The organism is Algibacter pectinivorans (genome assembly GCF_900112595.1).
Taxonomy (GTDB): domain Bacteria; phylum Bacteroidota; class Bacteroidia; order Flavobacteriales; family Flavobacteriaceae; genus Algibacter_B; species Algibacter_B pectinivorans.
Map to the genome: position 1 here is coordinate 187,758 of NZ_FOMI01000004.1, position 25,477 is coordinate 213,234.

Annotated in this window: 15 protein-coding genes and 1 tRNA gene; all 16 read left to right on the forward strand. The window is 33.0% G+C overall.

What is annotated here, in order from left to right; genetic code table 11:
* The first annotated feature begins 1 nt into the window (after nucleotide 1).
* The 16 genes from BMY96_RS08020 (at nucleotide 2) to BMY96_RS08095 (ending at nucleotide 25,246) form a co-directional block, all read left to right on the forward strand.
* Entirely contained in the window at nucleotides 2–3,199 is a 3,198-nt protein-coding gene (locus BMY96_RS08020) for an efflux RND transporter permease subunit (protein ID WP_092851151.1), read from the forward strand.
* On the forward strand, nucleotides 3,189–4,508 hold the full coding sequence (locus tag BMY96_RS08025) for a TolC family protein (RefSeq protein WP_092851153.1): 1,320 nt from the start codon (nucleotides 3,189–3,191) through the stop codon (nucleotides 4,506–4,508). Before BMY96_RS08020 ends, BMY96_RS08025 begins: the two co-directional genes overlap by 11 nt.
* A 188-nt stretch (nucleotides 4,509–4,696) precedes the next feature.
* On the forward strand, nucleotides 4,697–5,521 hold the full coding sequence (locus BMY96_RS08030; RefSeq protein WP_092851155.1) for a Two component regulator three Y domain protein: 825 nt from the start codon (nucleotides 4,697–4,699) through the stop codon (nucleotides 5,519–5,521).
* 67 nt (nucleotides 5,522–5,588) lie between these two features.
* Nucleotides 5,589–5,771, forward strand: a complete 183-nt coding sequence (locus BMY96_RS08035; RefSeq protein ID WP_092851157.1) for a CPXCG motif-containing cysteine-rich protein — start codon at nucleotides 5,589–5,591, stop codon at nucleotides 5,769–5,771.
* 119 nt (nucleotides 5,772–5,890) lie between these two features.
* Nucleotides 5,891–5,963: transfer RNA gene (locus BMY96_RS08040), tRNA-Met, on the forward strand.
* Nucleotides 5,964–6,714: 751 nt separating this feature from the next.
* On the forward strand, nucleotides 6,715–8,628 hold the full coding sequence (nagB, locus tag BMY96_RS08045; RefSeq protein WP_092851159.1) for a glucosamine-6-phosphate deaminase: 1,914 nt from the start codon (nucleotides 6,715–6,717) through the stop codon (nucleotides 8,626–8,628).
* A gap of 151 nt (nucleotides 8,629–8,779) precedes the next feature.
* A complete protein-coding gene (locus tag BMY96_RS08050) occupies nucleotides 8,780–11,035 on the forward strand; it encodes a GH92 family glycosyl hydrolase (RefSeq protein ID WP_092851161.1) in 2,256 nt (751 codons plus the stop codon).
* Nucleotides 11,035–12,912: a sodium:solute symporter family protein gene (locus BMY96_RS08055; protein WP_092851163.1), complete on the forward strand. Its 1,878-nt coding sequence runs from the start codon at nucleotides 11,035–11,037 to the stop codon at nucleotides 12,910–12,912. The genes BMY96_RS08050 and BMY96_RS08055 overlap by 1 nt, the downstream gene beginning before the upstream one ends.
* A 9-nt stretch (nucleotides 12,913–12,921) precedes the next feature.
* Nucleotides 12,922–13,887, forward strand: a complete 966-nt coding sequence (locus BMY96_RS08060) for a glycoside hydrolase family 130 protein (protein WP_092851165.1) — start codon at nucleotides 12,922–12,924, stop codon at nucleotides 13,885–13,887.
* 4 nt (nucleotides 13,888–13,891) lie between these two features.
* A complete protein-coding gene (locus BMY96_RS08065) occupies nucleotides 13,892–14,971 on the forward strand; it encodes a carbohydrate-binding family 9-like protein (RefSeq protein WP_092851166.1) in 1,080 nt (359 codons plus the stop codon).
* A gap of 6 nt (nucleotides 14,972–14,977) precedes the next feature.
* The gene (locus BMY96_RS08070) at nucleotides 14,978–16,063 is read left to right on the forward strand and encodes a family 10 glycosylhydrolase (RefSeq protein WP_092851167.1); all 1,086 of its coding nucleotides are present in this window, start codon (nucleotides 14,978–14,980) and stop codon (nucleotides 16,061–16,063) included.
* A gap of 10 nt (nucleotides 16,064–16,073) precedes the next feature.
* Complete coding sequence (locus BMY96_RS08075; RefSeq protein WP_092851169.1) at nucleotides 16,074–18,350, forward strand: GH92 family glycosyl hydrolase; 2,277 nt, start codon at nucleotides 16,074–16,076, stop codon at nucleotides 18,348–18,350.
* A gap of 2 nt (nucleotides 18,351–18,352) precedes the next feature.
* Nucleotides 18,353–19,327 (forward strand): glycosylasparaginase, encoded by a 975-nt coding sequence (locus BMY96_RS08080; RefSeq protein ID WP_092851170.1) that lies wholly within the window; start codon nucleotides 18,353–18,355, stop codon nucleotides 19,325–19,327.
* A gap of 290 nt (nucleotides 19,328–19,617) precedes the next feature.
* Nucleotides 19,618–20,589 carry a type I phosphomannose isomerase catalytic subunit gene (locus BMY96_RS08085; RefSeq protein ID WP_092851172.1) on the forward strand — a complete coding sequence of 324 codons (972 nt, stop codon included), beginning with the start codon at nucleotides 19,618–19,620 and terminating at the stop codon, nucleotides 20,587–20,589.
* Between the two features lie 11 nt (nucleotides 20,590–20,600).
* The gene (locus BMY96_RS08090) at nucleotides 20,601–22,943 is read left to right on the forward strand and encodes a GH92 family glycosyl hydrolase (RefSeq protein WP_092851173.1); all 2,343 of its coding nucleotides are present in this window, start codon (nucleotides 20,601–20,603) and stop codon (nucleotides 22,941–22,943) included.
* 8 nt (nucleotides 22,944–22,951) lie between these two features.
* Nucleotides 22,952–25,246 (forward strand): GH92 family glycosyl hydrolase, encoded by a 2,295-nt coding sequence (locus BMY96_RS08095; protein ID WP_092851175.1) that lies wholly within the window; start codon nucleotides 22,952–22,954, stop codon nucleotides 25,244–25,246.
* Nucleotides 25,247–25,477: the final 231 nt, after the last annotated feature.

Sequence of the window (25,477 nt, forward strand, 5' to 3'; positions counted from 1 at the left end):
CATGAGAAAACTAATAGCCTATTTTATTAAGTATCATGTAGCAGTAAATGTTTTTATTTTAGCTTTTATTGGTTTCGGGATTCTAGGAATACAATCGTTAAAATCATCATTTTTTCCTTTAGTAGATTCTAAAATAATTAATGTTAGTGTTAATTATCCGGGAGCTTCACCTCAAGAAATTGAGGAAGGTATTGTGCTTCAAATAGAAGATAATCTTAAAGGATTAAAAGGTGTAGATCGCGTTACATCTGTATCGAGAGAAAACAGTGGGTCTATTACTGTAGAAATAGAAAAAGGCGAGAATATAGACTTCATGTTACTTGAAGTTAAAAATGCGGTAGATCGTGTGCCTTCTTTTCCAACAGGAATGGAACCTTTAGTAGTTGCAAAGCAAGAAGCCGTTAGAGAAACCATTTCGTTTGCATTGAGTGGCGAAAATATTCCGCTAGCTACCTTAAAACAAATTGGTAGAGATGTTGAAAACGATTTGAGAGCTATTGATGGTATTTCTCAAATTTCTATTTCTGGTTACCCTGCTGAAGAAATTGAAATAGCAGTAAACGAAACCAATTTGTTAGCTTATAATTTAACATTTAGTGAGGTTTCGCAAGCAGTTAGCAGAACTAATATTTTAACTACAGGCGGAACTATAAAAACAGATGCCGAAGAGTATCTTATTAGAGCGAATAACCGTTCGTATTATGGAGACGAGCTTTCTAATATTGTTGTTCGTGCTTCAAGCGATGGAAAAGTAGTCCGTTTAAAAGATGTTGCTATTATTCGCGATCGCTTTTCAGAAACACCTAATGCCACGTATTTTAATCAAAAATTAGCCATAAATATTTCTATAACTAGTACCAATTCTGAGGATTTAATTTCATCTGCAGATAAAGTTAAAGAGTATATTGAAGTTTATAACCAGAAACATAATAATGTACAATTAAATGTTGTTCGTGATTTATCTACAACATTAAACCAACGTACAGATCTTTTAACAGAAAATGCTATAGTAGGAATGCTATTGGTATTAATATTTTTATCCTTATTCTTAAATACACGTTTAGCCTTTTGGGTTGCTTTTGGGTTGCCAATTTCATTTTTAGGAATGTTCATATTTGCAGGACAGTTTGATGTAACCATTAATGTATTATCACTTTTTGGAATGATTATCGTTATTGGGATTTTGGTAGATGATGGTATTGTTATTGCTGAAAATATTTATCAGCATTTCGAAAAAGGAAAATCCGCTATCGATGCAGCTATAGATGGAACAATGGAAGTTATTCCTCCTGTAGTTTCAGCAATTATTACAACGCTATTAGCATTTTCATTATTTCTGTTTTTAGACAGTAGGATTGGTGAGTTTTTTGGCGAAGTGTCGGTAATTGTAATACTTACTTTGGTGGTTTCTTTAGTGGAGGCACTAATTATTCTTCCGGCTCACTTAGCCCATTCTAAAGCGTTAAGAAAACCAGTGGTAGAAGAGAATCCTTCAAAAATGAAGCAATTCTTCACAAAAATGAGAGTCATAAATAAAGCTGGAGATAATTTTATGAACTTTTTACGCGATAAATTTTATACACCAATAATTACTTTCGTTTTAAATTTTAAAATACTCTCTTTAAGTATTTTTGTGGCTTTACTAATTTTTACCTTTGGAGCTATTGGAGGCGGAATAATTGGAGTTACCATGTTTCCTTCGGTAGCCAGTGATAGGGTATCCATAGAACTGGATATGCCCAACGGAACCAACGAGAAAATCACAGATTCTATTATTTCTATGATAGAAGAAAAATCGTTTATTGTAAACAAAGAATTTACCGAGAAATACTTAAAAGGAACCGGTAAGGTGCTTTTTGAAAATACTATTTTAACTATAAATAGTAGCTCTAGTGCACAATTACAAATTAATATGTTACCCGGAGAGGAGCGACCAGATGCTATTAAATCTTCATTAGTAACTAATAGATTAAGAGAGCTTGTAGGTCCTGTAATTGGGACAGAACGTTTAATCTATGGTTCTGGAGGAAATTTTGGAGGAAGTCCAGTTTCAGTAGCGCTTTTAGGAAATAATATAGACGAATTAAAGGCAGCAAAAGTAGAACTGAAAAAAGTTTTAGAATCTAATGTTTTATTAAAGGATGTCGAGGACAACGATCCTGCAGGAATTAAGGAAATACGCATAGAACTTAAGGAAAGTGCATATTTACTAGGTTTAAATTTAAGCACTGTAATGAGTCAAGTACGTTCTGGGTTTTTTGGAACACAAGCGCAGCGTTTTCAGAGAGGACAAGATGAAATTAGAGTTTGGGTGCGTTACGATAGAAGCAATAGAGCATCTATTAACGATCTAGACGAAATGCGAATTGTAACACCAACAGGTGAGCGTGTTACCTTAAAGGATATTGCGTTTTATAGTATTGAAAGAGGAGATGTTGCCATTAATCACTTAGAAGGGAAAAGAGAAATTAAAGTGTCGGCAGATTTAAAAGATCCAAATACAAGTACAGCAGATATTCTAGAAGATTTAAAAAACATTACGCTTGTAGATTTGAAGTCTAAATACCCAACCATTTCTGCATCTTTCGAAGGACAAAACAGAGAAAAAGATAAATTAATGAGTTCTTTAGGTAAAGCTGGAATTCCTATTTTATTTCTTATCTATATTGTTATTGCTTTCACGTTTAGAAGTTACAGCCAACCTATATTATTAATTTTATTGGTTCCGTTTAGTCTTACAGCTGTAGCTTGGGGACACTGGATGCTTGGTTTTTCTGTAAATATATTATCGCTTTTAGGAATCATAGCCTTAATAGGTATTATGGTTAACGACGGATTGGTGTTAATAGGTAAATTTAATTCTAATTTAAAGGAAGGTTTAAAGTTTGATGAAGCATTATTAAACGCAGGTAAATCGCGTTTTAGAGCAATATTTTTAACATCTTTAACAACTATTGCAGGTTTAGCACCGTTGCTTTTAGAAAAAAGTAGACAAGCACAATTTTTAAAACCTATGGCAATTTCAATATCATTTGGTATTGCATATGCAACCGTATTAACATTGTTGGTGTTACCATTGTTCCTATCCTTTTGTAATACCATAAAGCAAAAGTCGAAATGGTTGTTAACAGGCGAGAATGTTACTAAAGAAGAAGTAGAAAGAGCTATAAAAGAACAAAATGAAGAGAATGAACATTAAAATTCTTTGTTTTAGTTTAGCGGTAATATTGTTCCACGGTTCAATGGTTGCTCAAGAACTAATAACACCCGAAAAAGCTGTTAGTTTAGCTTTAGAAAATAATTACGGTATAAAATTGGCAAAAACCGATGTGGAAATTGCTAAAAATAATGCCGATATTTTAAATTCAGGCTATTTACCAACCGTAACGGGTAATGCTGGTGTTAACTATAATGTGGACGATACAGAAGTAGGTTTCTCAGACGGAACGAGTAGAGTTTTAAATGGAGCAGAGAGTTCTAGGTATAATGCTTCTATAGACTTAAACTATACTATATTTGATGGTTTAGGGCGCTCTTATAACTATAAGCAGTTTAAGGAAGCGAAACAGCTAACAGAGCTGGAAGCGCGTGAAACCATTGAAAATACGATAGTACAACTTTTTACAGTTTATTATAAAGTAGCCGAACTTATTGAAAATAAAGATGCGGTTTCTGAAACTTTAGAAATCTCTAAAGAGCGATTATTAAGATCGCAATACCAATTTGAATATGGACAATCTAATAAGTTAGCGAGTCTTAATGCCGAAGTCGATATTAATAATGACAGTATTAGTTTAATGAATACTATACAAGAGTTAAATAATGCGAAACGCGATTTAAATTTTGTACTAGGCAATACCATAGCTAAAGATTTTAATATAAGTACAGAGGTTGATTTTAATAATCTTTACGATAAAAACGACCTTTTAAATAAGGTTAAAAGTAATAATGTTAGTGTCTTGCAAATAAATAAAAATATAGATATTAATACCTTGGGGGTAAAATTGGAAACTTCGGCCTATTTACCTACTGTGGGCTTAACCGGAAGTTACGGTTGGAATAAAAATAACAATAATGCGGCGTCCTTTGCGGCTTACTCAATAAATACAGGACTTGCTGCCGGATTAAGTTTAAGGTGGAATTTATTTGATGGTGGTAAAACCATTACCAATGTTAAGAATGCTAAATTAAATTTAGAAACACAAAACATTGTAAAAGAAGAGTTATTAGTATCAATAGAAAGAGATTTTAATAATGCCTGGGATGACTATCAAAATAAGTTAAATGTTTATAAGCTTCAGGAACAAAATATTAAAACAGCTCAAAATAATTTCGACAGAACTCAAGAGCAATTTAAATTAGGGCAGGTAAACTCTATAGAGTTTAGGCAGGCGCAACTTAATTTACTAAGTGCAGAGTTAAGCAGAAATCAAGCAAAATATTTAACAAAATTATCAGAATTTAAACTTCTTCAATTAAGTGGAGAGATTTTAAACGTAGAATATTAGTTTAGTCTGTTTAAAATCAATGTTTTATGATGTTTTTGTTTTCGTGTTTGTTTAGTTTTAGGGGTGCGGTTCGTCTATTCATCGAAAACAAAATGTTAAAATTATATGCGTTTCAACGATAAAAATAGTTTTTTATCCGATTCGGGTCTATATTCGTACTAAGAATTAACCCCGAATTAACCGAAATCATGAAAACTCTTAAATTAATAGCAATTTGTTTTTTAGTGTCAGCTTATTCCTTTGCAAACGTATCTAGCTCAGATAAAGATGCTTTAATAGCATTATACAATTCAACCAATGGTGCAGAATGGAATTCTTCATGGGACTTAAGTTTAGATATAGACACTTGGTATGGTGTAAAAATAGAGAACGATAGAGTTGTAGAAATTAATCTTCAATTTAATAATCTTAACGGACCTTTACCTACGGAAATAGGAGATTTAACAGGTTTAAAAATTTTAAATTTAGGTTTTAACAAACTTAATGGCACAATTCCTTCTTCAATAAAAAAATTAACAGAATTAAGAGATTTACAGTTGTTTATGAATGGTTTTGAAGGCGAAATACCTTCGGAGCTTGGTGAATTAAAAAAATTAGAATCTTTAAAATTATACAGCAACAAATTTACAGGAGAGATTCCTAGTGTATTAATGGGCTTAACCAATTTAAAAGAGCTTTTATTAGGAAGTAACTTTTTAACAGGACAAATTCCAACAGAGATTTATGCATTAACAAAGTTGCAAAAACTAAGTTTAATGGATAATAAAATGGATGGTGAGATTCCTGCAGAAATAGCACAATTAAAAGATTTAGAAGAGTTATTATTATCTACTAATCAATTTTCTGGCGACTTGCCAAAAGAGTTCATGAATTTAACTAAGTTAAATACAATGATGGTAAGCGATAATAACTTAAACCAAGAATACATTAGTGTATCTGGTAAAAACCCTCCAACGTTAATGCATTTAGAATTACAAAATGCAACTGCAACAATGGATATAGAAAAAGAATAATATAGTTTTTATAGTTTAGTTAGTATTAAACCATCACAGTTGTGATGGTTTTTTTTATTTTTATAAAATGATTGAACATTATTTTACTTGTCCGCATTGCTGGGAAACCATCTCTATGTTATTGGACGCATCTATAAATAATCAAACTTATATTGAAGACTGCGAAGTTTGCTGCAACCCAATTCAAATTACTACGCAGTTTAATAACTCCGAATTATCGGTGTTTCAGGCAAATAGCATCGATCAATAATATTTTAGTAAAATTTGTTTGTAGAAACGTAAAAACAGTGTATATTTGCAGTCCGAAATAATTTGGTCGGCATTATGAACCGAAAGTTAAAAACTAAGTAAATTATTTCAAGATTATATCGCGGGATAGAGCAGTAGGTAGCTCGTCGGGCTCATAACCCGAAGGTCACTGGTTCGAGTCCAGTTCCCGCTACTAAGTAAAAAGCCTTTCAAGACATTGAAAGGCTTTTTTATTTTAATTAAAGTTTTTTGTTCAGTTTTAAAAATGATTAAAGTACTCTAGGTTTTAATGTGATTGCTTTAGTAATTATAATAGTCTATTTTTTACATTTAGATTTGTTAATTGAATTAATAGAGCAGTAGTTCTTTTTATGAAAACCACCAATAAGTTCATTGAAGCTTAATCCTATCCAGTGGTATTAGTACATTACTATTTATATGTTATTAACCATAAGCACAACCTTAGAGCCACTTGCTGTTGTAGTTGTTTCTAATACTTTACTTAGGGTCGCAATAAATATAGTGCTGAACTTTAAAAGGTTTGGTTAAATTTGTAGAAACTGTGTTAACTTTAGTAGTTGGGTCTTTTACTGGTAGTGTAATAATTTCTCGGTTATATGCGAAATTGGTTTATAGCAGTAATAAAAAATTAATACAAATACAAAATTACTATCTGCCGTTTCTAAGGAAACTTAAACGAAATTTACCCCATTTTACATTACTATTTTAAGATTTGCTATTTGGTGAAATAAATTAATTCCCAATAACTACATCAAAAACGTTTATTCTTAAGTAATTTAAAGTAAAACAAAACACGGCATCGTCATTTAAGTATGTTAATTTCAGTTTTCAGCTAATGCTAGTAGTTGTTTGTCGAATTTATAGGTTGTTAATCATTCATAGCTGTTAATTTAGTATTTCAATATAAATTAATGTTAGCATCCATGATTTTAGATACAATTAGATATAAGGAACCTGGAACCTTTGAGGAAACAAGATTTGAAAAAGTACATAGTGTTATTTTTAAAGAATCAAAAGAGCCATCGATACTAGTAGCAAGAGAGATTGCCCACCTAATAAAATTAAAGAAAGAACGTAATGAAACTTGTGTATTAGGTCTAGCTACGGGTTCTTCTCCAATTGGCGTTTATCAAGAACTTGTAAAACTGCATAGAGAAGAAGGTTTGAGTTTTTCAAACGTTATCACTTTTAATCTAGATGAATATTACCCAATGGAACGAAGTAATATGCAGAGTTACCATTATTTTATGCATGACCATCTTTTTAACCACGTAGACATACCACCAGAAAATATTAATATTCCAGATGGTAAGGTTAGTCCGGGAAATTTAAAAGCATATTGTATAGAATATGAGAATAAAATTAAGGACTTGGGAGGCTTAGATTTTCAGCTTTTAGGTATAGGAAGAACGGGACATATTGGGTTTAATGAACCAGGTTCGCATCTTAACTCAAGAACTAGAAGTATAACTTTAGACCATATTACAAGAGTTGATGCCGCACCAGACTTTTTAGGTATTGATAATGTGCCTAGAAAAGCAATTACTATGGGTATTGGAACAGTAATGGATGCTAAACGTATTATACTTTTAGGATGGGGTAACAATAAGGCGGAAATATTACGAAAAACCATTGAAAGTTCTATAAATTCTGAGGTGCCAGCCACATATTTGCAAGAACATAATAATACTACATTTATACTGGATGAAGGCGCATCATCAGAACTAACCAGAGTAAAAACACCTTGGTTAGTATCAACTTGTGTATGGGATAGTTCTTTAAAATTTAAGGCTGTAGTTTGGTTATCAGAACTATTAGGGAAATCTATACTAAAACTAACAGATTCAGATTACAATAATAATGGAATGGCAGAACTATTAATTCAAGAAGGATCTGCTTACGATTTGAATATAAAAATGTTTAACAAGCTTCAGCATACAATCACAGGTTGGCCAGGAGGTAAACCCAATTGTGATGCCTCTAATAGGCCAGAAAGAGCTATTCCAGAGAAAAAACGAATTATTATTTTTAGTCCTCATCCAGATGATGATGTGATTTCTATGGGAGGAACATTTGATAGATTAATTACTCAAGGACATGAGGTACATGTGGCATACCAAACTTCAGGAAATATAGCGGTTTCTGATGATGAAGCCTTAAAATTTGCTGAAATTACTAAGTCTCTATGCAAAGAATGTAAACCTGTAGATCAAATTATCGATTTTATTAAGTCTAAAAAGGACAACGAGATAGATATAAATATATTAAGAAAACTAAAAGGCGAAATTCGCAGAAGTGAGTCTAAGGGAGCTACCAGATATTTGGGGTTAAGCGACGAGAATGTCCATTTTTTAGATTTACCATTTTATGAAACAGGAACGGTGAAGAAAAATAATCTAGAGAAAAAAGATATAGATATTATGATTGGGTTAATTGAAGAAATAAAACCACACCAAATATATGCAGCTGGAGATCTTTCAGATCCACACGGTACCCACAAAACATGCTTGGATGCGCTTTTTATTGCAATTGAAGAAATAAAAAAAGAAGATTATATGAAAGATTGTTGGGTTTGGTTATATCGTGGTGCTTGGCACGAATGGGAAACTTATCAAATAGAAATGGCAGTTCCAATGAGTCCAGATCAAGTACTAAGAAAAAGACAAGCTATATTTTATCACCAATCTCAAAAAGATGGCGTAATGTTTCAAGGTAGCGATTCTAGAGAGTTTTGGGTTAGAGCGGAAGATAGAAATAGGTTAACAGCAAAAAGATATAACGATTTAGGCTTAGCAGATTATGCAGCAATAGAGGCTTTTAAAAGATATGTGTTTTAGAAAGTAAGCTAGGATTTTAATAAGTTTTGAGTTTATGTGGGTTTTTCCTTAATTATTAATGATGTTTAGCTTAGATAATACGTTGTCCGTCTAAATTTGTTTGCCATTCAATTTAATTTATGAAATTTTGATTATTAGAAGAAATAAATTTATGTTGAAATATACGTTTCTATTTTTATTCGTATTAGTTTACAGTTGTTTAGATAAAGAGGAGAACTTAGATACTAGTTCTAACTTAAAAATCAAACATTATGTAGACCCTTTTATAGGTACAGGCGGTCATGGTCATACTTATCCTGGAGCAACGGTTCCATTTGGAATGTTACAGGTTAGTCCTGTAAACGGTATAAGTGCCTGGGATTGGTGTTCTGGTTATCATTACTCAGATTCTTTAGTTGTTGGTTTTAGTCATTTAAGTTTAAGTGGAACGGGTATTGGCGATTTAGCAGATGTTATGTTTATGCCTGTAAACAAAGAGGTAGATGTGTCTGTTACACCAAAAAACCGAGATAGTTTAAACTATAAGTCAAAATATACGCATTTAAACGAGACTGCTACTCCAGGATATTACCAATTATATTTAGAAGATCATAATGTGAATGTAGAATTAACTACATCTCAAAGAACAGCATATCACAAATATACTTTTGAAAAGGATGATGCCCAGTCTGTGGTAATCGATTTAGGATTTGAAATTAATTGGGACGCTGCCATTGAGAGTTCTTTAAATTTAGAAGATAAATACACAGTAAGCGGTTATCGTTTTAGCAAAGGTTGGGCAAAAAATCAAAAAGTTTTTTTTGTTGCTATATTTTCAAAACCAATAACTAAAGTAAACCTTTATGCAGATGGTAATTTAAATAAAACTAATGCAGCTAAAGGTGTTAAAGTTGCATCTCAACTATTTTTTAATACCGAAGATAATAATGAATTGGAAGTAAAAGTTGCCTTGTCATCAGTGAGTATTGAAAATGCAAAGGAGAATTTAAGTAAAGTAGAGTTTGATTTTGAAAAAGTTAAGACTGAAGCAGGTAAAACCTGGGGAAATGCTTTAGATATAATAGAAGTAGAAACAGATGTAGATTCACTTAAAACCATGTTTTATACAGCTATGTATCATGCGCAATTAGCACCTGTAACTTACAGCGATAAAAACGGACAATTTAGAAAGGAAAACGACAGTATTGCTTTTGCAAAAGATTACACTGCATATTCAACATTGTCGCTTTGGGATACTTTTAGAGCAGAAAATCCGCTATTAACCTTTATAGCGCCAGATAAAGTTTCGGATATCATTAACTCCATGTTAGCGTATTATGAAACCAAAAAAATATTACCAGTTTGGACGCTTTATGCCAATGAAACAAATACCATGACAGGGTATCATTCCATACCTGTTATTGTTGACGCTTATAAAAAAGGAATTACAGGTTTTGATGTAGAAAAGGCTTATCAAGCTATGAGACAAACTATGATGCAAGACGAGCGTGGATTAAGCATATATAAAAAATATGGTTACATTCCTTATAATTTACTAGACGAATCTGTAACGATTACCCTAGAATATGCCTTTAATGATTGGTGTGTCGCACAAATGGCAAAAGCGTTAGGTAAAGATAATGATTATAAGTATTTCTTAAATCGCTCTAAAGCTTATACCTATTTATTTGATAATGAAAGTGGATTTATGAGAGGGAAATTAGATGATGGGAAAACGTGGAACTCCCCTTTTGATCCAAAACATTCAAACCATAGAGAACATACAGATTATACAGAAGGTAATGCTTGGCAACACAGTTGGTTTGTTCCTCATGATGTTAAAAATTTCATAGCACTTCATGGTGGAGGAGAAATTTTTTCTAAACGCCTAAACCAATTATTTACGGAGAGTTCAGAGATTACAGGAAATAATGTCTCCGCTGATATTTCAGGGTTAATTGGACAATATGCACATGGTAATGAGCCAAGTCATCATATAGCCTATATGTTTAATCATGCAAACCAACCTTGGCGAACACAATATTGGGTACGTCATATTTTAAATACACAGTATAACACAACTCCAAACGGATTGAGCGGAAATGAAGACTGCGGACAAATGTCTGCTTGGTACATATTTAGTTCTATGGGTTTATACCCTACGAACCCAGCTTCGGGAGACTACGATATTGGGAGTCCTATATTCAAAAAAACAACGATTAAACTCCCAGATGGTAAAATATTTGAAATCGAAGTAGAAAACCCTTCTAGCGATAATATTTATATTAAATCTGCATCACTTAATGGTAAAGAATTTAATCAAACATCTATCTCTCACAAACAAATTTTAAAAGGAGGTAAACTCTATTTTGTTATGGACTCTAAACCTAACAAATCATGGGGAATCTATAAAAACACTAAAAAATAATGGATATAGTAGATGTTTTAATTATTGCCCTGTATATTATTTTAACATTAGGTGTTGGAATTTGGATTTCCAAAAAGGCATCAAATGGATTAAGTTCTTATTTCCTTGGCGGAAAAAGTATCAAGTGGTATTTTTTAGGGCTAAGTAATGGTTCCGGAATGTTTGATGTTTCTGGCACTGCTTGGATGGTCGGTATTCTTTTCCTATACGGAGTAAAGAGTTTTATGTTTATGTGGATGTGGCCAATTTTTAATCAAATATTTGTAATGATATTTTTGGCTGCGTGGATTAGGCGCTCTAATATAATGACGGGATCTGAATGGATCTTAACACGTTTTGGAGACGGTAAGTCTGGTAGGGCTTCGCATTTAATTGTAGCTATTTTTGCTATAATAGCCTCTGTAGGTTTTATAGCCTATTTTTTTGAAGGTGTTGGTAAGTTTATGACTATTATTTTACCATGGGATTTAACGCTCATGTTTGGCGATTCCGTATTATTAACCTCAGATCAAAACTATGCCTTAATTATTATATTTTTAACAACTATTTACACCATTAAAGGTGGTATGTTCTCGGTTGTTGCAACAGAAGTTTTACAATATTTTATTATGGTGCTTGCAGGTGTACTAGTTGCAATATATGCCTCTATATCTGTTACAGATTCTCAAATTACAAGTGTGCTTTCGGCAGATTGGAATAATGTGTTTTTTGGAGCAGAACTAGAAGGCTCTTGGTCTGGGAAGTTCGAAGTGTTTAATGCACTAATTGATACGCACGGTTACAAAATGTTTGGTGCGTTTATTGGTATGTCTCTTTTTAAAGGGTTTTTTGCAAGTATTGCAGGCCCAACTCCAAGTTATGATATGCAACGTATTTTGTCAACAAGGTCTGTAAAAGAAGCTGCATACATGAGTGGATTTACCAACCTTGTACTTTTTATACCAAGATATTTACTTATTGGTGGTATTGTTGTTTTAGGGCTTGTTTATTTGGCCCCAGAAATGGCAAGTTCTAGCTCATTAAGTCTTAGTGATTTGGAAATTATCTTACCTAAGGTTATTAATAATCATGTACCAGTAGGTATAAAAGGATTGTTGTTAGCAGGTCTTCTGGCAGCTTTTATGTCTACCTTTTCAGCTTATGTAAATTCAGGTCCAGCATATATTGTAAACGATATTTATAAAAAATATTTTAAACCTTTTGCTACACCAAATCATTATATTAAGGCAAGTCATTTAGCGTCTTTTGCTATTGTAGCTTTAGGTGTGTTTATGGGCTTTTTTGCAGAGTCTATCAATTCATTAACACTATGGATAACAAGTGCGCTTTTTGGTGGTTACGTAGCATCAAATTTCTTAAAATGGATTTGGTGGCGTTTTAATGGTTGGGGGTACTTTTGGGGTATGACGTCGGGTTTGTTTATTGCAACTATTCAATTTTTAATAGACCAAAATAAAGCTAATTTTGAAGTAGGAAGTTGGTTATTCAATGCAGCTCATTTACCAGCTATTTATGTGTTTCCAATTATTTTTGCAGTATCTCTATTAGGTTCTTTTTTAGGAACTTTGTTCACCCCACCAACTAACATAGAAACTTTAAAAAGTTTTTATTCAACCGTACGTCCTTGGGGGTGGTGGAAACCTGTTTATAAAGTACTTAAAAATGAAGATGCAAATTTTGAAAAGAACAATGACTTTGTAAGTGATATGTTAAACTGTATTGTTGGAATTGTTTGGCAATCCAGTATGATTCTTATACCAATTTATTTTATGATACGAGATTACCCAAAAATGATTTGGGCTATAATGGTATTTGTAATTACTTCCGTTATTTTAAAATTTACGTGGTTAGATAAGGTAAGAAAATATAAAAATTAAATAAAATAGATGAGTTCAATTCCATGGCAAGATAAACCAGAAGGAAGTCAAGATATTGTTTGGCGCTATTCTGAAAATCCAATTATAAAAAGAGATGCTATTCTATCGTCTAATAGTGTATTTAATAGTGCTGTAGTACCTTATAAAGATGGTTATGCAGGTGTGTTTAGATGTGATAATAAAGCTGTACAAATGAATATTTTTGCAGGTTTTAGCAATGACGGAATAAATTGGAAGATTAATGAAAACCCAATAGATTTTAAAGCAGGCGATGTAGAACAGGTTTTAGGTGACTATAAATACGATCCTAGAGTTGTATTTATAGAAGATCGCTATTGGATTACATGGTGCGAAGGGCATAATGGACCAACTATTGGAATTGGTTATACCTTTAACTTTGAGGAATTTTTTCAATGTGAAAGCGCTTTTTTACCCTTTAACAGAAATGGTGTGTTGTTTCCTAAAAAAATAAATGGAAAATATGCCATGATGAGTCGTCCTAGTGATAATGGTCATACCCCTTTTGGAGATATTTACATGAGCTATAGTCCTGATATGAAATATTGGGGAGAGCACAGGCACATGATGTCTCCAACAGCATTTAAGGATAGTGCGTGGCAATGTACAAAAGTAGGTGCAGGATCCGTGCCATTTTTAACCAATGAAGGTTGGCTTATGTTTTATCACGGCGTTATTAATACCTGTAATGGGTTTAGATATGCCATGGGTTCTGCAATATTAGATGAAGAAAATCCACACATTGTGAAGTTCAGAACGCAACCTTATTTATTAACACCATCAGTACCTTACGAGCAAATAGGAGACGTTCCAAACGTAATTTTTCCATGTGCTTCTTTACAAGATATTAAAGCGGATAAAGTAACCGTATTTTACGGTGCAGCGGATACAGTTGTAGCTCTAGCCTTTGGTTATATAAGTGAAATATTAGAATTTACAAAAAATAATAGTATATAGGAGAATGAGATTAATAGCAGTATCAAATACTCTTTTTATAAGGGGCTTATATTTTATAAGCCTTTTTTTTCTTTGTCTGCCTTTCTCTAGTTATGCTCAAAATACCGTAAATTATAGTACTCCAAAATCCTATATTGCAAATCACACCAACGAAATTATTAAAATTGATGGTTTGGGATTAGAAGAATCTTGGAAAAACGCAGAATATTCTGATGTGTTTATCGATATAGAAGGTGTTAAAAAACCAAAGTACAATACCCAAGTAAAAATACTTTGGGATAAAAATTATATTTATTTTTTAGCCACTATGGAAGAACCTCATGTATGGGGAACGTTGAGAAAAAGGGATACCATAATTTTTCATAATAACGATTTTGAAATTTTTGTAGACCCTGATGGTGATGCGCATAATTACTACGAATTTGAATTTAATGCGCTAAATACAGTTTGGGATCTATTTATTACAAAACCTTATAGAGACGGGGCTTTAACTATAAATGATTGGGATGCTAACGGATTAAAATCTGCTGTATATGTTGATGGTACACTAAATAATCCAAACGATATCGATAAAAGTTGGAGTATAGAAATTGCAATTCCATTAAAGGTATTTAAAACATCATATTTTCAAACTATAGATTTAAATGATAAATTTTGGAGGATTAATTTTTCTAGAGTAAACTGGGATTTTCAACTAGATAATAAACAGTATTCTCGTAAAAAAGATAAAAATGGTGCTTTTTCGCATGAGTATAACTGGGTTTGGTCTCCACAAGGTGTCATCGCTATGCATCAACCAGAAACTTGGGGCTATGTATATTTTGCTAATGAAGATGTGAAAGAAATTAATGAGTTTTTAATCCCTAAAGATGAGCATATTAAGTGGTTTTTATTCGATTTACATAACCAGTTGAAAAAGAAAAAAATAACAGCTAAAGATGTTAGTACAGCAAAATTTGTTTTAGAAAAAAAACTTGTACCCAAGTATCAATCTCACGAAACGGGATATAATATTTGGATTGATAGTCCATTTACAGGAAGTAAAATTATCTTAAATCAAAACGGTCAAATCATCATAAAATAACTCACAATGAAACATAATCTATATTTTATAATTATCACTTTACTTTTAGTGGTTTCATGTACACATCAAAAAAAAGAAACAGTTGCTAAAACAGATGAGTCTATAGAACAACCTTTTAAATATTGGGCGTGGTATGGTGCAGGTGCTGGAGTAGCCGATAGTATACATAAAAAACAATTCAAAAAGTATGCAGATAGTGGTATTGATGCTGTGTTAATTGATACTAGAGCAGATGCCCAGTATTTATCTAAAATAACACCACTCGCTATAGAAGTAGGTTTAGAAGTGCACGCGTGGATGTTCACTATGAACAGACCAGGCGACACAACAGCTCTAAAACACCCAGATTGGTATATGGTAAGCCGCAGTGGTAAATCCTGTTTTAACAACCGCCCTTATGTAGATTACTACCAATGGTTATCACCAAGTCATCCAGAAGCGCGCCAACATGTATGGAATTTAGTTGAAGGTTTAGCTAAGGTTGATGGGGTTACAAGTGTACATCTAGATTATATAAGATATCCTGATGTTTACTTGCCAGTAGGTTTATTACCGAAGTACAATTTGGTGCAAAATGAGGAATTGCCAGATTTCGATTTTGATTATTCTGATGCAGCAGTTGAAAAGTTCGAAAAATTATATGGTAGAAACATAAAAGAGGTTGAAGTACCCGCCATAGATATCGAGTGGAAACAATTTAGATTAAATGAAATAAAAGCTGTTGTTGATGGTGCTTATGACATTGCACATAAACATGGTAAAAAACTAACAGCAGCCGTATTTCCATATCCGGAAATGGCAGACCATATGGTACGTCAACGTTGGGATAAATGGAGTATTGATGCCGTATTACCTATGATTTACAATAATTTTTATAATGAAGGTTTAAATTGGGTAAAATTTGCCTCAGAACAAGGGATAAAAGATTTACAAGGTCGAAATACACAATTACACACGGGTTTATACCTTCCCGAAATGGATGATGAAACCGTAGCTAATGCTATTAAAGCAGCTAAGGAAAGTGGAGCGAGTGGTGTCGCATTTTTCGATATTCAAGAATCGCATTATAATGTTATAAAATCTTCAAAATAATAGTAGTATTATGAAAAAAGGCTTCATTTATATCATTGTTGTAGTAGTATTTGGAGCATGTAATCAATCTAAAACTACAACGGCAAACACTAATAAAATGTTGGTGGATTATGTTAATCCTTTTATAGGAACAGACGGTCCAGGAAACACCTACCCAGGTGCAACAGTACCTTTTGGAATGGTACAGTTAAGTCCAGATATTGGTATTCCTGGTTGGGATAGAATTGCAGGGTACTATTATAAAGATTCTATAATTACGGGTTTTTCGCATACCCATTTATCCGGAACGGGAGCAGGAGATTTGTATGATATTTTAATCATGCCAGTAAACAGTAGGTCAAAAAAAAGGATTGAAGCTAATAATTTTAAACCCTTTTCGTCTTTTAGTCATGAGCAAGAAAAAGCATTTCCCGGCTACTATTCTGTAGATTTATTAGACTATGGTATTAAAGCAGAATTAACCGCTACAAAACGCGTAGGTATTCATCGCTATACATTTCCAAAAGATGGCAGTAGCGAAATACATATAGATTTAGGCTATGCTTTAAATTGGGATAAGCCTACAGAGACTTATCTAGAAAAAGTAAACGATACCACTATTCAAGGTTATCGTATGTCTACAGGTTGGGCAAGAAACCAAAAAGTGTATTTTCAAATGCAGTTTTCAAAACCTTTTGATGCGCATAGCTACTTTAAAGGTGATACACTGAAGATTTACCCCATGAAAGGGAACACTAAAATGGTGCTCAAATATCAAACGATGGAAGATGAGCAGATTATTATCAAAACAGGACTATCTTCAACAAGTTGTGAGGCTGCTTCCTATGCCATAAAAATGGAAACTACAGGTTTCGATTTTGATTATCAACAGGAAAAAACAACGCTTATTTGGGAAAATCAACTTAAAAAAGTAAAAATAAAATCAAAAGACGACAATAAGAAAAGTGTGTTTTATACAATGATGTATCAATCCATGTTAGCACCAACATTATTTAGCGATTATGGAGGCACTTACAAAGCGGCTAATGATGAAAATGGAAATTATAAAACAGGCGTAAAACCTATTGCTAGAGCGCGAGGGTTTCATCGATACGATACTTTTTCGCTGTGGGATACATACAGGGCGGCGCATCCGCTTTACACCATTTTGCAGCCAAAATTAGTGCCAGATATGATAAAATCGCTTTTGGCACATTATGATGAAACAGGTGAGCTTCCCGTTTGGTCTATGCAAGGGAGTGAAACTAATATGATGATTGGTTATCATGCGGTGCCAGTTATTGTAGATGCTTATTTTAAAGGCTTCAAATTTAATGCAGAAGTAGCCTATAAAGCGTGTAAAGAAAGCGCTATGGTTAATGATAGACAAATAGATGTTTATAGAGCCAAAGGATATATTCCTGTTAATAAACATCATGAAAATTGGTCGGTTTCAAAAACCATGGAATATGCTTATGATGATTGGTGTATCGCTATGTTTGCAAAAAGCTTAGGAAAGCTTGACGATTATAGAATTTTTATAGAACGCTCTCAAAATTGGAAAAATCTTTACAACAAAAATAACTCGTGGCTTCAGCCTAAAGATGAAAAAGGGAATTTTATAACGCCTTTTACTCCAAAAGAATATAGTCCGTATTTTTGCGAAAGCAATGCTTGGCAATATTACTGGTCCGTACCGCATGACGTTGGTGCGTTAATAGAAAAAACAGGAGGTACAAAGCGTTTTGAACAAAAACTAGATTCTATGTTTTCGTACTACCCAGAGCCAACGGACAAACTACCTGTTTTTAGCACAGGGATGATTGGGCAATATGCGCACGGTAACGAACCAAGTCATCATGTAGCGTATCTATATAATTACTTAAAAACACCATCTAAAACTCAGGAATTAGTTCGAAATATTTTAGAAAATCAATATAAAAATGAACCAAATGGGCATTGTGGAAATGAAGATTGCGGACAAATGTCGTCTTGGTTTATTTTTAATGCATTAGGGTTTTATCCTGTAAATCCTGCACAAGGGGTTTATCATTTAGGAGCGCCATTGTTTGAAGAAGCAAAAATCCAACTGCAAAATGATAAAACCTTTAAGGTTATTGCAACCAATCATGCTTCAGAAAATATTTATGTTGAAAGCATGACCCTAAATGGAAAAGTATTAGACAGACTTTATATCACGCATAAAGAAATTATTAATGGTGGTGTTTTAGAATTTAAAATGACAAATATTCCAAATGATACTTTGTTTGATAAAACACGCTTACCACAACAAAATAACATCTATTGAATATGAGATTTTTAAAAGCCATATTATTTTTTATTGTAATCTTTAGTTTTAATGCTTGCGAAAACTCAACTTCAAAAAAAGAAAAAAAGCAAATTATAAAACCAGTAGTCATTTCAACATGGAATCACGGGTTAGTAGCGAACGAATTGGCTTGGGAACTTTTAATAAATGGAAGAAGTGCTCTCGATGCCGTTGAGGTTGGTGTAAAAACTGCAGAAGCAAACCCAGATGTGCAAACTGTGGGTTTAGGTGGCTTTCCAGATAGAGAAGGGAAAGTAACTTTAGATGCTTGTATTATGGACCAAAATAATAATTGTGGTTCGGTAGCATTTTTGCAACATATAAAGCACCCTATTTCTGTTGCGCGAAAAGTTATGGAAGAAACACCACACGTAATGTTGGTTGGAGAAGGGGCATTACAATTTGCCTTAGCGCAAGGGTTTAAAAAAGAAAAGTTATTAACCGAAAAATCTAAAAAGGCGTATGAGGAATGGTTGGTTAATTCCAACTACAAACCCATAATTAATATAGAGAATCATGATACCATTAGTATGCTAGCCTTAGACGAAAACGGTAACCTTTCTGGGGCGTGTACCACAAGTGGGGCATCATGGAAAATGCATGGACGCGTAGGCGATTCGCCAATAATTGGAGCAGGCTTATTTTTAGATAACGAAGTAGGTGCAGCCGCCGCTACAGGCATGGGAGAAGCCATAATAAAAACAGCAGGAAGCGCAATGGTAGTAGAATTAATGCGCCATGGGAAATCGCCGGAAGCGGCTTGTAAAGAAGTGGTAGAACGTATTTATAAAATCTATAAAAACGCACCAGATTTAGAGTGGTTGCAAGTAGGCTTCATTGCTTTAAATAAAAATGGCGAATATGGATCTTATTGTTTAAGACCAGGTTTTAATTATGCAGTACAAACTAAGTCTTTAGATAATCAATTAATGGATGCTAAATATAAAATAAAATGATGAATGCTTTCCATTACTTTTTGATGGTAATATTGAGGTAGGTACACTAAAAGAAGGCGTTTTTAGAATTAACCACATTTAAAATTAAATCTGTTATCTGAAAAAATATAATATCAAGATACCTCCATGATTTTGATATTATACTAATCATAAAATTATAGCTGTTAGTATAATTTTATAGAACAAAAGTTTATATTTATAATACTACTTTTAGTTATATTATAGGCTAATGCATAACAACAATCTGTTTTTTGGAAAACAGATTGTATAACTATAATTAAACTTAAAAAATGAATTTATACCCTTTAAAATTTACGCCCCTTTATAAATATAGAATTTGGGGAGGCGAAAAATTAAAAACAGTTTTAAATAAAGATTATACAGAAGAAAGCATAGGAGAATCTTGGGAGATTTCAGTCGTTGAAAACGATGAAACATTAGTTACAGAAGGTTCTTTAAAAGGTAAAAGTTTAAAAGCATTAATAAATGAGTTTAAAGGCGATTTTGTAGGTAATAATGTCTACGAAACCTTTGGCGATAAATTTCCGTTACTCATTAAATTTATTGATGCTAAAACACCATTATCCATACAAGTGCATCCAAGTAATGAGATAGCAAAAGAGCGTCATAATTCGTTTGGTAAAAATGAAATGTGGTATGTTATGGGAGCCGATAAAGAGGCAGAATTAATTGTTGGTTTTGATGAGAAAATAAATCAAGAAGACTATAAAACACATTTAGAAAATAATACGATTTTAAATGTAATGCATCATGAAATTGTAGAAAAAGGGGATACATTTTATATTCCAACGGGTAGAGTCCATGCTATTGGTGCTGGTGTTTTATTGGCAGAAATTCAGCAAACATCAGACATTACCTATAGAATTTATGATTACGATAGAGTAGATGCTAAAACGGGGGAAAAGCGCGAGTTGCATAACGATTTAGCGATTGATGTTATAGACTATGAAGTGCACGATGCTTATAAAACAGATTACAAACTAGAGACAAATAAATCAAATACACTAGTGCATTCGCCATATTTTAAAACCAATATTATTGCCTTAGGTGGTACGATGAAAAAAGACTATTCAAATCTAGATTCTTTTGTTATTTATGTGTGTGTTGAAGGTGCAGCTAATTTAAGTTGTAATGGTGAACGCTACAATATTAAAAAAGGGGAAACACTTTTAATCCCCGCAAGTTTAAGCGAAATACAATTAGAATCAACAGGAGTGAAAATTTTAGAAGCGTATTATTAATGAAAATATGTATGAAGACAGTTAAATATTTATTTTGTGTATTATTTTTAAGTATGCTTTCTTGTAATCAAGAAGCAGAAAAAGAAAACACTTCGAATATAATTTCGGAAGGAAGAAGTTTAGTAGATTTTGTAAACCCTTTAATGGGAACAGATTCTTCTTTCGATTTATCAAACGGAAATACATATCCTGCAATTGCAACACCTTGGGGAATGAATTTCTGGACACCAATGACTTCCAAAATGGGAGATGGTTGGACATACAAGTACGACGAAAATAAAATACGAGGTATTAAACAAACCCACCAACCAAGTCCGTGGATAAACGATTATGCCGCTTTTTCATTAATGGCGGTAACAGGCCATTTAAAATATCAAGAAGACGAACGTCAATCTTGGTTTTCTCATAAAGCAGAAACCGTTAAACCACACCATTATAGGGTGTATTTAGCAGATTATGATGTTACTGCTGAGGTTACACCAACAGAGCGAGCAGCTCACTTTAAATTCACCTTTCCAGATAATCAATCTTACATTCTAGTAGATGCCTTTTTTAAAGGATCTATGGTTAAAATTATACCCGAAGAACGAAAAATTATAGGCTATTGTAGAAATAATAAAGGAGGCGTTCCAGAAAATTTTCATAACTATTTTGTGGCAGAATTTGATAAAGATTTTGAAGTGAACCACACTTGGGGAGATAATTGGAAACTATTAAAAAACTCTAAAGAAAACGAGGGAGAGCATGTTGGAGCTATTGTAGGTTTTAAAACAAAACGAGGCGAAGTAGTTCATGTAAAAGTAGCATCATCATTTATAAGTTTAGAGCAAGCAGAACTTAATTTAAATCGAGAAATAGGAACCGATACTTTTGATAAAACGTTAGCAAAAGCAAAGGCATCATGGGAAACCGAGTTAAACAAAATTAGAGTTGAAGATGATAATATAGATAACATTAGAACCTTTTACTCCTGTTTATATCGTGTTTTATTATTCCCAAGGAAATTACACGAATTAGATAAAGACAATAACATAGTGCATTACAGCCCATACAATGGCCAAGTTTTACCAGGTTATATGTTTACCGATAACGGATTTTGGGATACCTTTAGAGCTGTTTTTCCTTTTTTCAATATGGTCTACCCAGAGCTAAATAGCCAAATTATGGAAGGATTGGCAAATACCTACAAAGAATCTGGTTGGTTGCCAGAATGGGCTAGTCCTGGGCATCGCGATTGTATGATAGGTTCTAATTCGTCACCAATTATTTCAGATGCATTTTTAAAAGGTGTTACTGTAGATAATGTTGATTTGCTTTTAGAAGCCATGATTAAAAATGCAACTACAGCAGAAAACAGACCACTTTCTAGAGGTGGAAATGTGATTAAATCAGTAGGACGAGAAGGGATTGATTATTATAATAACTTAGGTTATGTGCCTTACAATGTTGGGATAAAAGAAAACGCTGCCCGAACCCTTGAATATGCTTATGCCGATTTTACAATTGCGCAAATGGCAAAAAAACTTGGTAAAGAAGATATGGCAAATACATTTTACAAACGTTCTTTAAACTACAAGAATTTATTTGATTCTGAAACTGGTTGGATGCGTGGTAAAAATGAAGACGGTTCGTTTCAATCCCCTTTTAATCCATTAAAATGGGGCGATGCGTTTACCGAGGGGAATAGTCTACACTACACATGGTCTGTTTTTCATGATGTAAATGGTTTAATTGATTTAATGGGAGGAAAAGAGGCTTTTGTAAACCAATTGGATACTGTGTTTAACATGCCGCCAGATTTTGATAATTCGTATTACGGCTTTACCATTCACGAAATAAGAGAAATGCAAATTATGAATATGGGGAACTATGCACACGGAAATCAACCTATTCAACACATGATTTATTTGTATAATTATGCAAATGCAAGTTATAAAACGCAAGAAAAAATTAGAGAGGTAGTAACAAAATTATACACACCAACACCAGATGGATATTGTGGTGATGAAGACAACGGACAAACATCGGCGTGGTACGTATTTAGTGCCTTAGGTTTTTATCCTGTTACGCCAGCCGTAAATCAATATGTTATTGGTAGTCCATTATTTAAAAAAGCAAACATCCAACTAGAAAATGGAAAAACGTTTCAAATTTCTGCCCCTAATAATTCAAAAGAGAATTTTTATATTCAATCAGCAACTTTAAATTCCGAAGCTCATAACAAATCATTTATTACGTTTGAGGCTATTCAAAATGGAGGTGAATTATATTTTAAAATGGATAGTACACCTAACAAAAAATGGGCAAGCGATGAAGATTCTTTACCATATTCATTAAGTTCAAATTTAAAATAATTCCAATTATGAAATCGTTTTCAACAGTATTGTCTCGATTATTAGTAATTCTTTTTATTTCTTTTTTAGGATGTAAAAATGAAACTTCAAAAGATACTACAACTAAAGAAGCAGCCCAGGTATTAAAAGATTTCACGCAATATGTAAATCCGTTTATAGGGACTTCCAATTTTGGAACCACCAATCCTGGGCCTATTGCAGTTCGTGGTATGGCAAATGTTTCACCATTTAATGTTGCAGGGCCTAAAAACTTACCTTTAGAGAAAGATAGTAGATGGTTATCAACACCTTATATAAACGAAAATCCATTTTTAACAGGGTTTAGCCATGTTAATTTAAGTGGTGTGGGGTGTCCAGAACTTGGCGTAATTTTAGCAATGCCAACAACAGGAAGTTTAGAAACAAATCATTTAAAATATGGTTCAACCTACTCAGAAGAAAACGCTACAGTGGGTTATTACACCAATAAAATTGATAAATACAATGTAAAAGTTGAAGCTAGCGCAACAACACGAGTTGGTGTAAGTAAATATCATTTTCCTGCTGGAGACGCTAATATACTTTTAAATCTTGGTTTAGGATTAACTAATGAAGAAGGTGCTATGGTAAAAGTGGTATCGTCTACCGAAATTGAAGGAATGCGCAGTGTAGGGTCATTTTGTTATTATAAACCAGAAGAAGCTTATCCTGTTTATTTTGTAGCGCGCTTTTCAAAACCTGCTGATAAATTTGGTATTTGGAAAAAACCAAGAACATACACAGGTGTGGAAGCAGATTGGATGACGTACAATGCTGAAACACGAATTAAAGAAAACTATACAAAAGAAGTTATTGGTGATAGTATTGGTGCGTTTATGCGTTATAAATTTGATAAACCATCAACGGTTGAAATGAAAATAGGCGTCTCCTACGTGAGCATAGAAAATGCACGTGAAAATTTAGAAAAAGAAACAGCAGATAAAAGTTTTGACGAAATTCTTACAGACACTAAAAAGGAATGGAACACCCATTTGTCGCGAATAGAAGTTGAAGGCGGTACGGCCAATGATAAAACTATTTTTTACACAGCCTTATACCATACATTAATTCACCCTAGTACGTTAAACGATTTTAACGGTGAGTATCCTAAAATGAAAACGAGGGAAACTTTAAAAACAGATGGTACGCGTTACACTGTGTTTTCGCTATGGGATACCTACAGGAATTTACACCAATTGATGAGTTTGGTATATCCAGAACAACAATCGAATATGGTAAAAAGTATGTTGCAAATTTATGACGAATCAGGTTGGTTGCCAAAATGGGAACTAAATGCTACCGAAACGACAACTATGGTTGGAGACCCTGCAGGTATTATTATAACAGATACTTATTTAAAAGGTATCCGCGATTTTGATGTAGAAAAAGCTTATGAAGCCATGAAAAAGAGTGCAACACAATTAGAAAATAACCCCTTGCGCCCGGGTATTAAAGATTATATTGAAAAAGGATATTTAACCACAACAACGGTTCATAGTGGCTCAGTATCAACCACCCAAGAGTATAATGTTTCAGATTTTGCCATTGCCCAACTAGCAAAAGTATTAGATAAAAAAGACGATTATAAAACCTTTTCTGAAAGGGCTATTTCATACAGAAAACTATTTAATAAAGAATTCAATTTGTTACGCCCTAAAAATGATGATGGCAGTTGGGTAACACCATACAATCCTGAAGCAGGGGCAAATTTTGAGAAAAACTTAGGCTTTATAGAAGGCAATGCGTGGCAATATACTTTTATGGTAGCTCATGATACTAAGGGGCTTAAAGAGCTAATGGGAGGCGATACACCTTTTGTAAATAGATTGGAAGATGTTTTTGATAAAAACCAGTTTGATATGGCTAACGAGCCAGATATTAATTATCCATTTTTGTTTAATCATATAAAAGGACAAGAATATAAAACGGGACAAAAAGTAAGCGAATTACTCAAGAAGTATTTTAAAAATACACCCGACGGGCTTCCCGGTAATGATGATACAGGTACTATGAGTGCTTGGGCTGTTTTTTCTATGATGGGAATTTATCCTGTAACTCCTGCAGAACCAAAATATGCTATTACTACTCCTGTTTTTGATAAGATTACAATAAGGTTGAATAATAAATATTATAAAAATAGCCAATTAGTTATTAAAGGAGGGGGAAATAAAAAAGGTAAGATTAAGGGCGTTAAATTAGGCAATACTAATATAAAAGGGTTTTTTATTAATCACTCGGATTTAGTAAAAATAGGTACTTTAACTGTTAGTAATAAGCAAGATTAGCCTTTTTTAAAGGCTAGTTTTTTAGTATAATATAAAGGATTTGATGATTGGTTTAATTAAAGTTTTACTTTTAAAAAGTATTAATTCCTTACAATATAGAAGGTTGTAATCGCAAACTCCTTTTCAAAACTGTTGTTTGTCGAAAAACTAAACTTTTAATTATAACTTTTTTGTTCTTTTATATTTAACAATTAATTAACTGAAAATTAAACTAATTAGATTATGACAAAA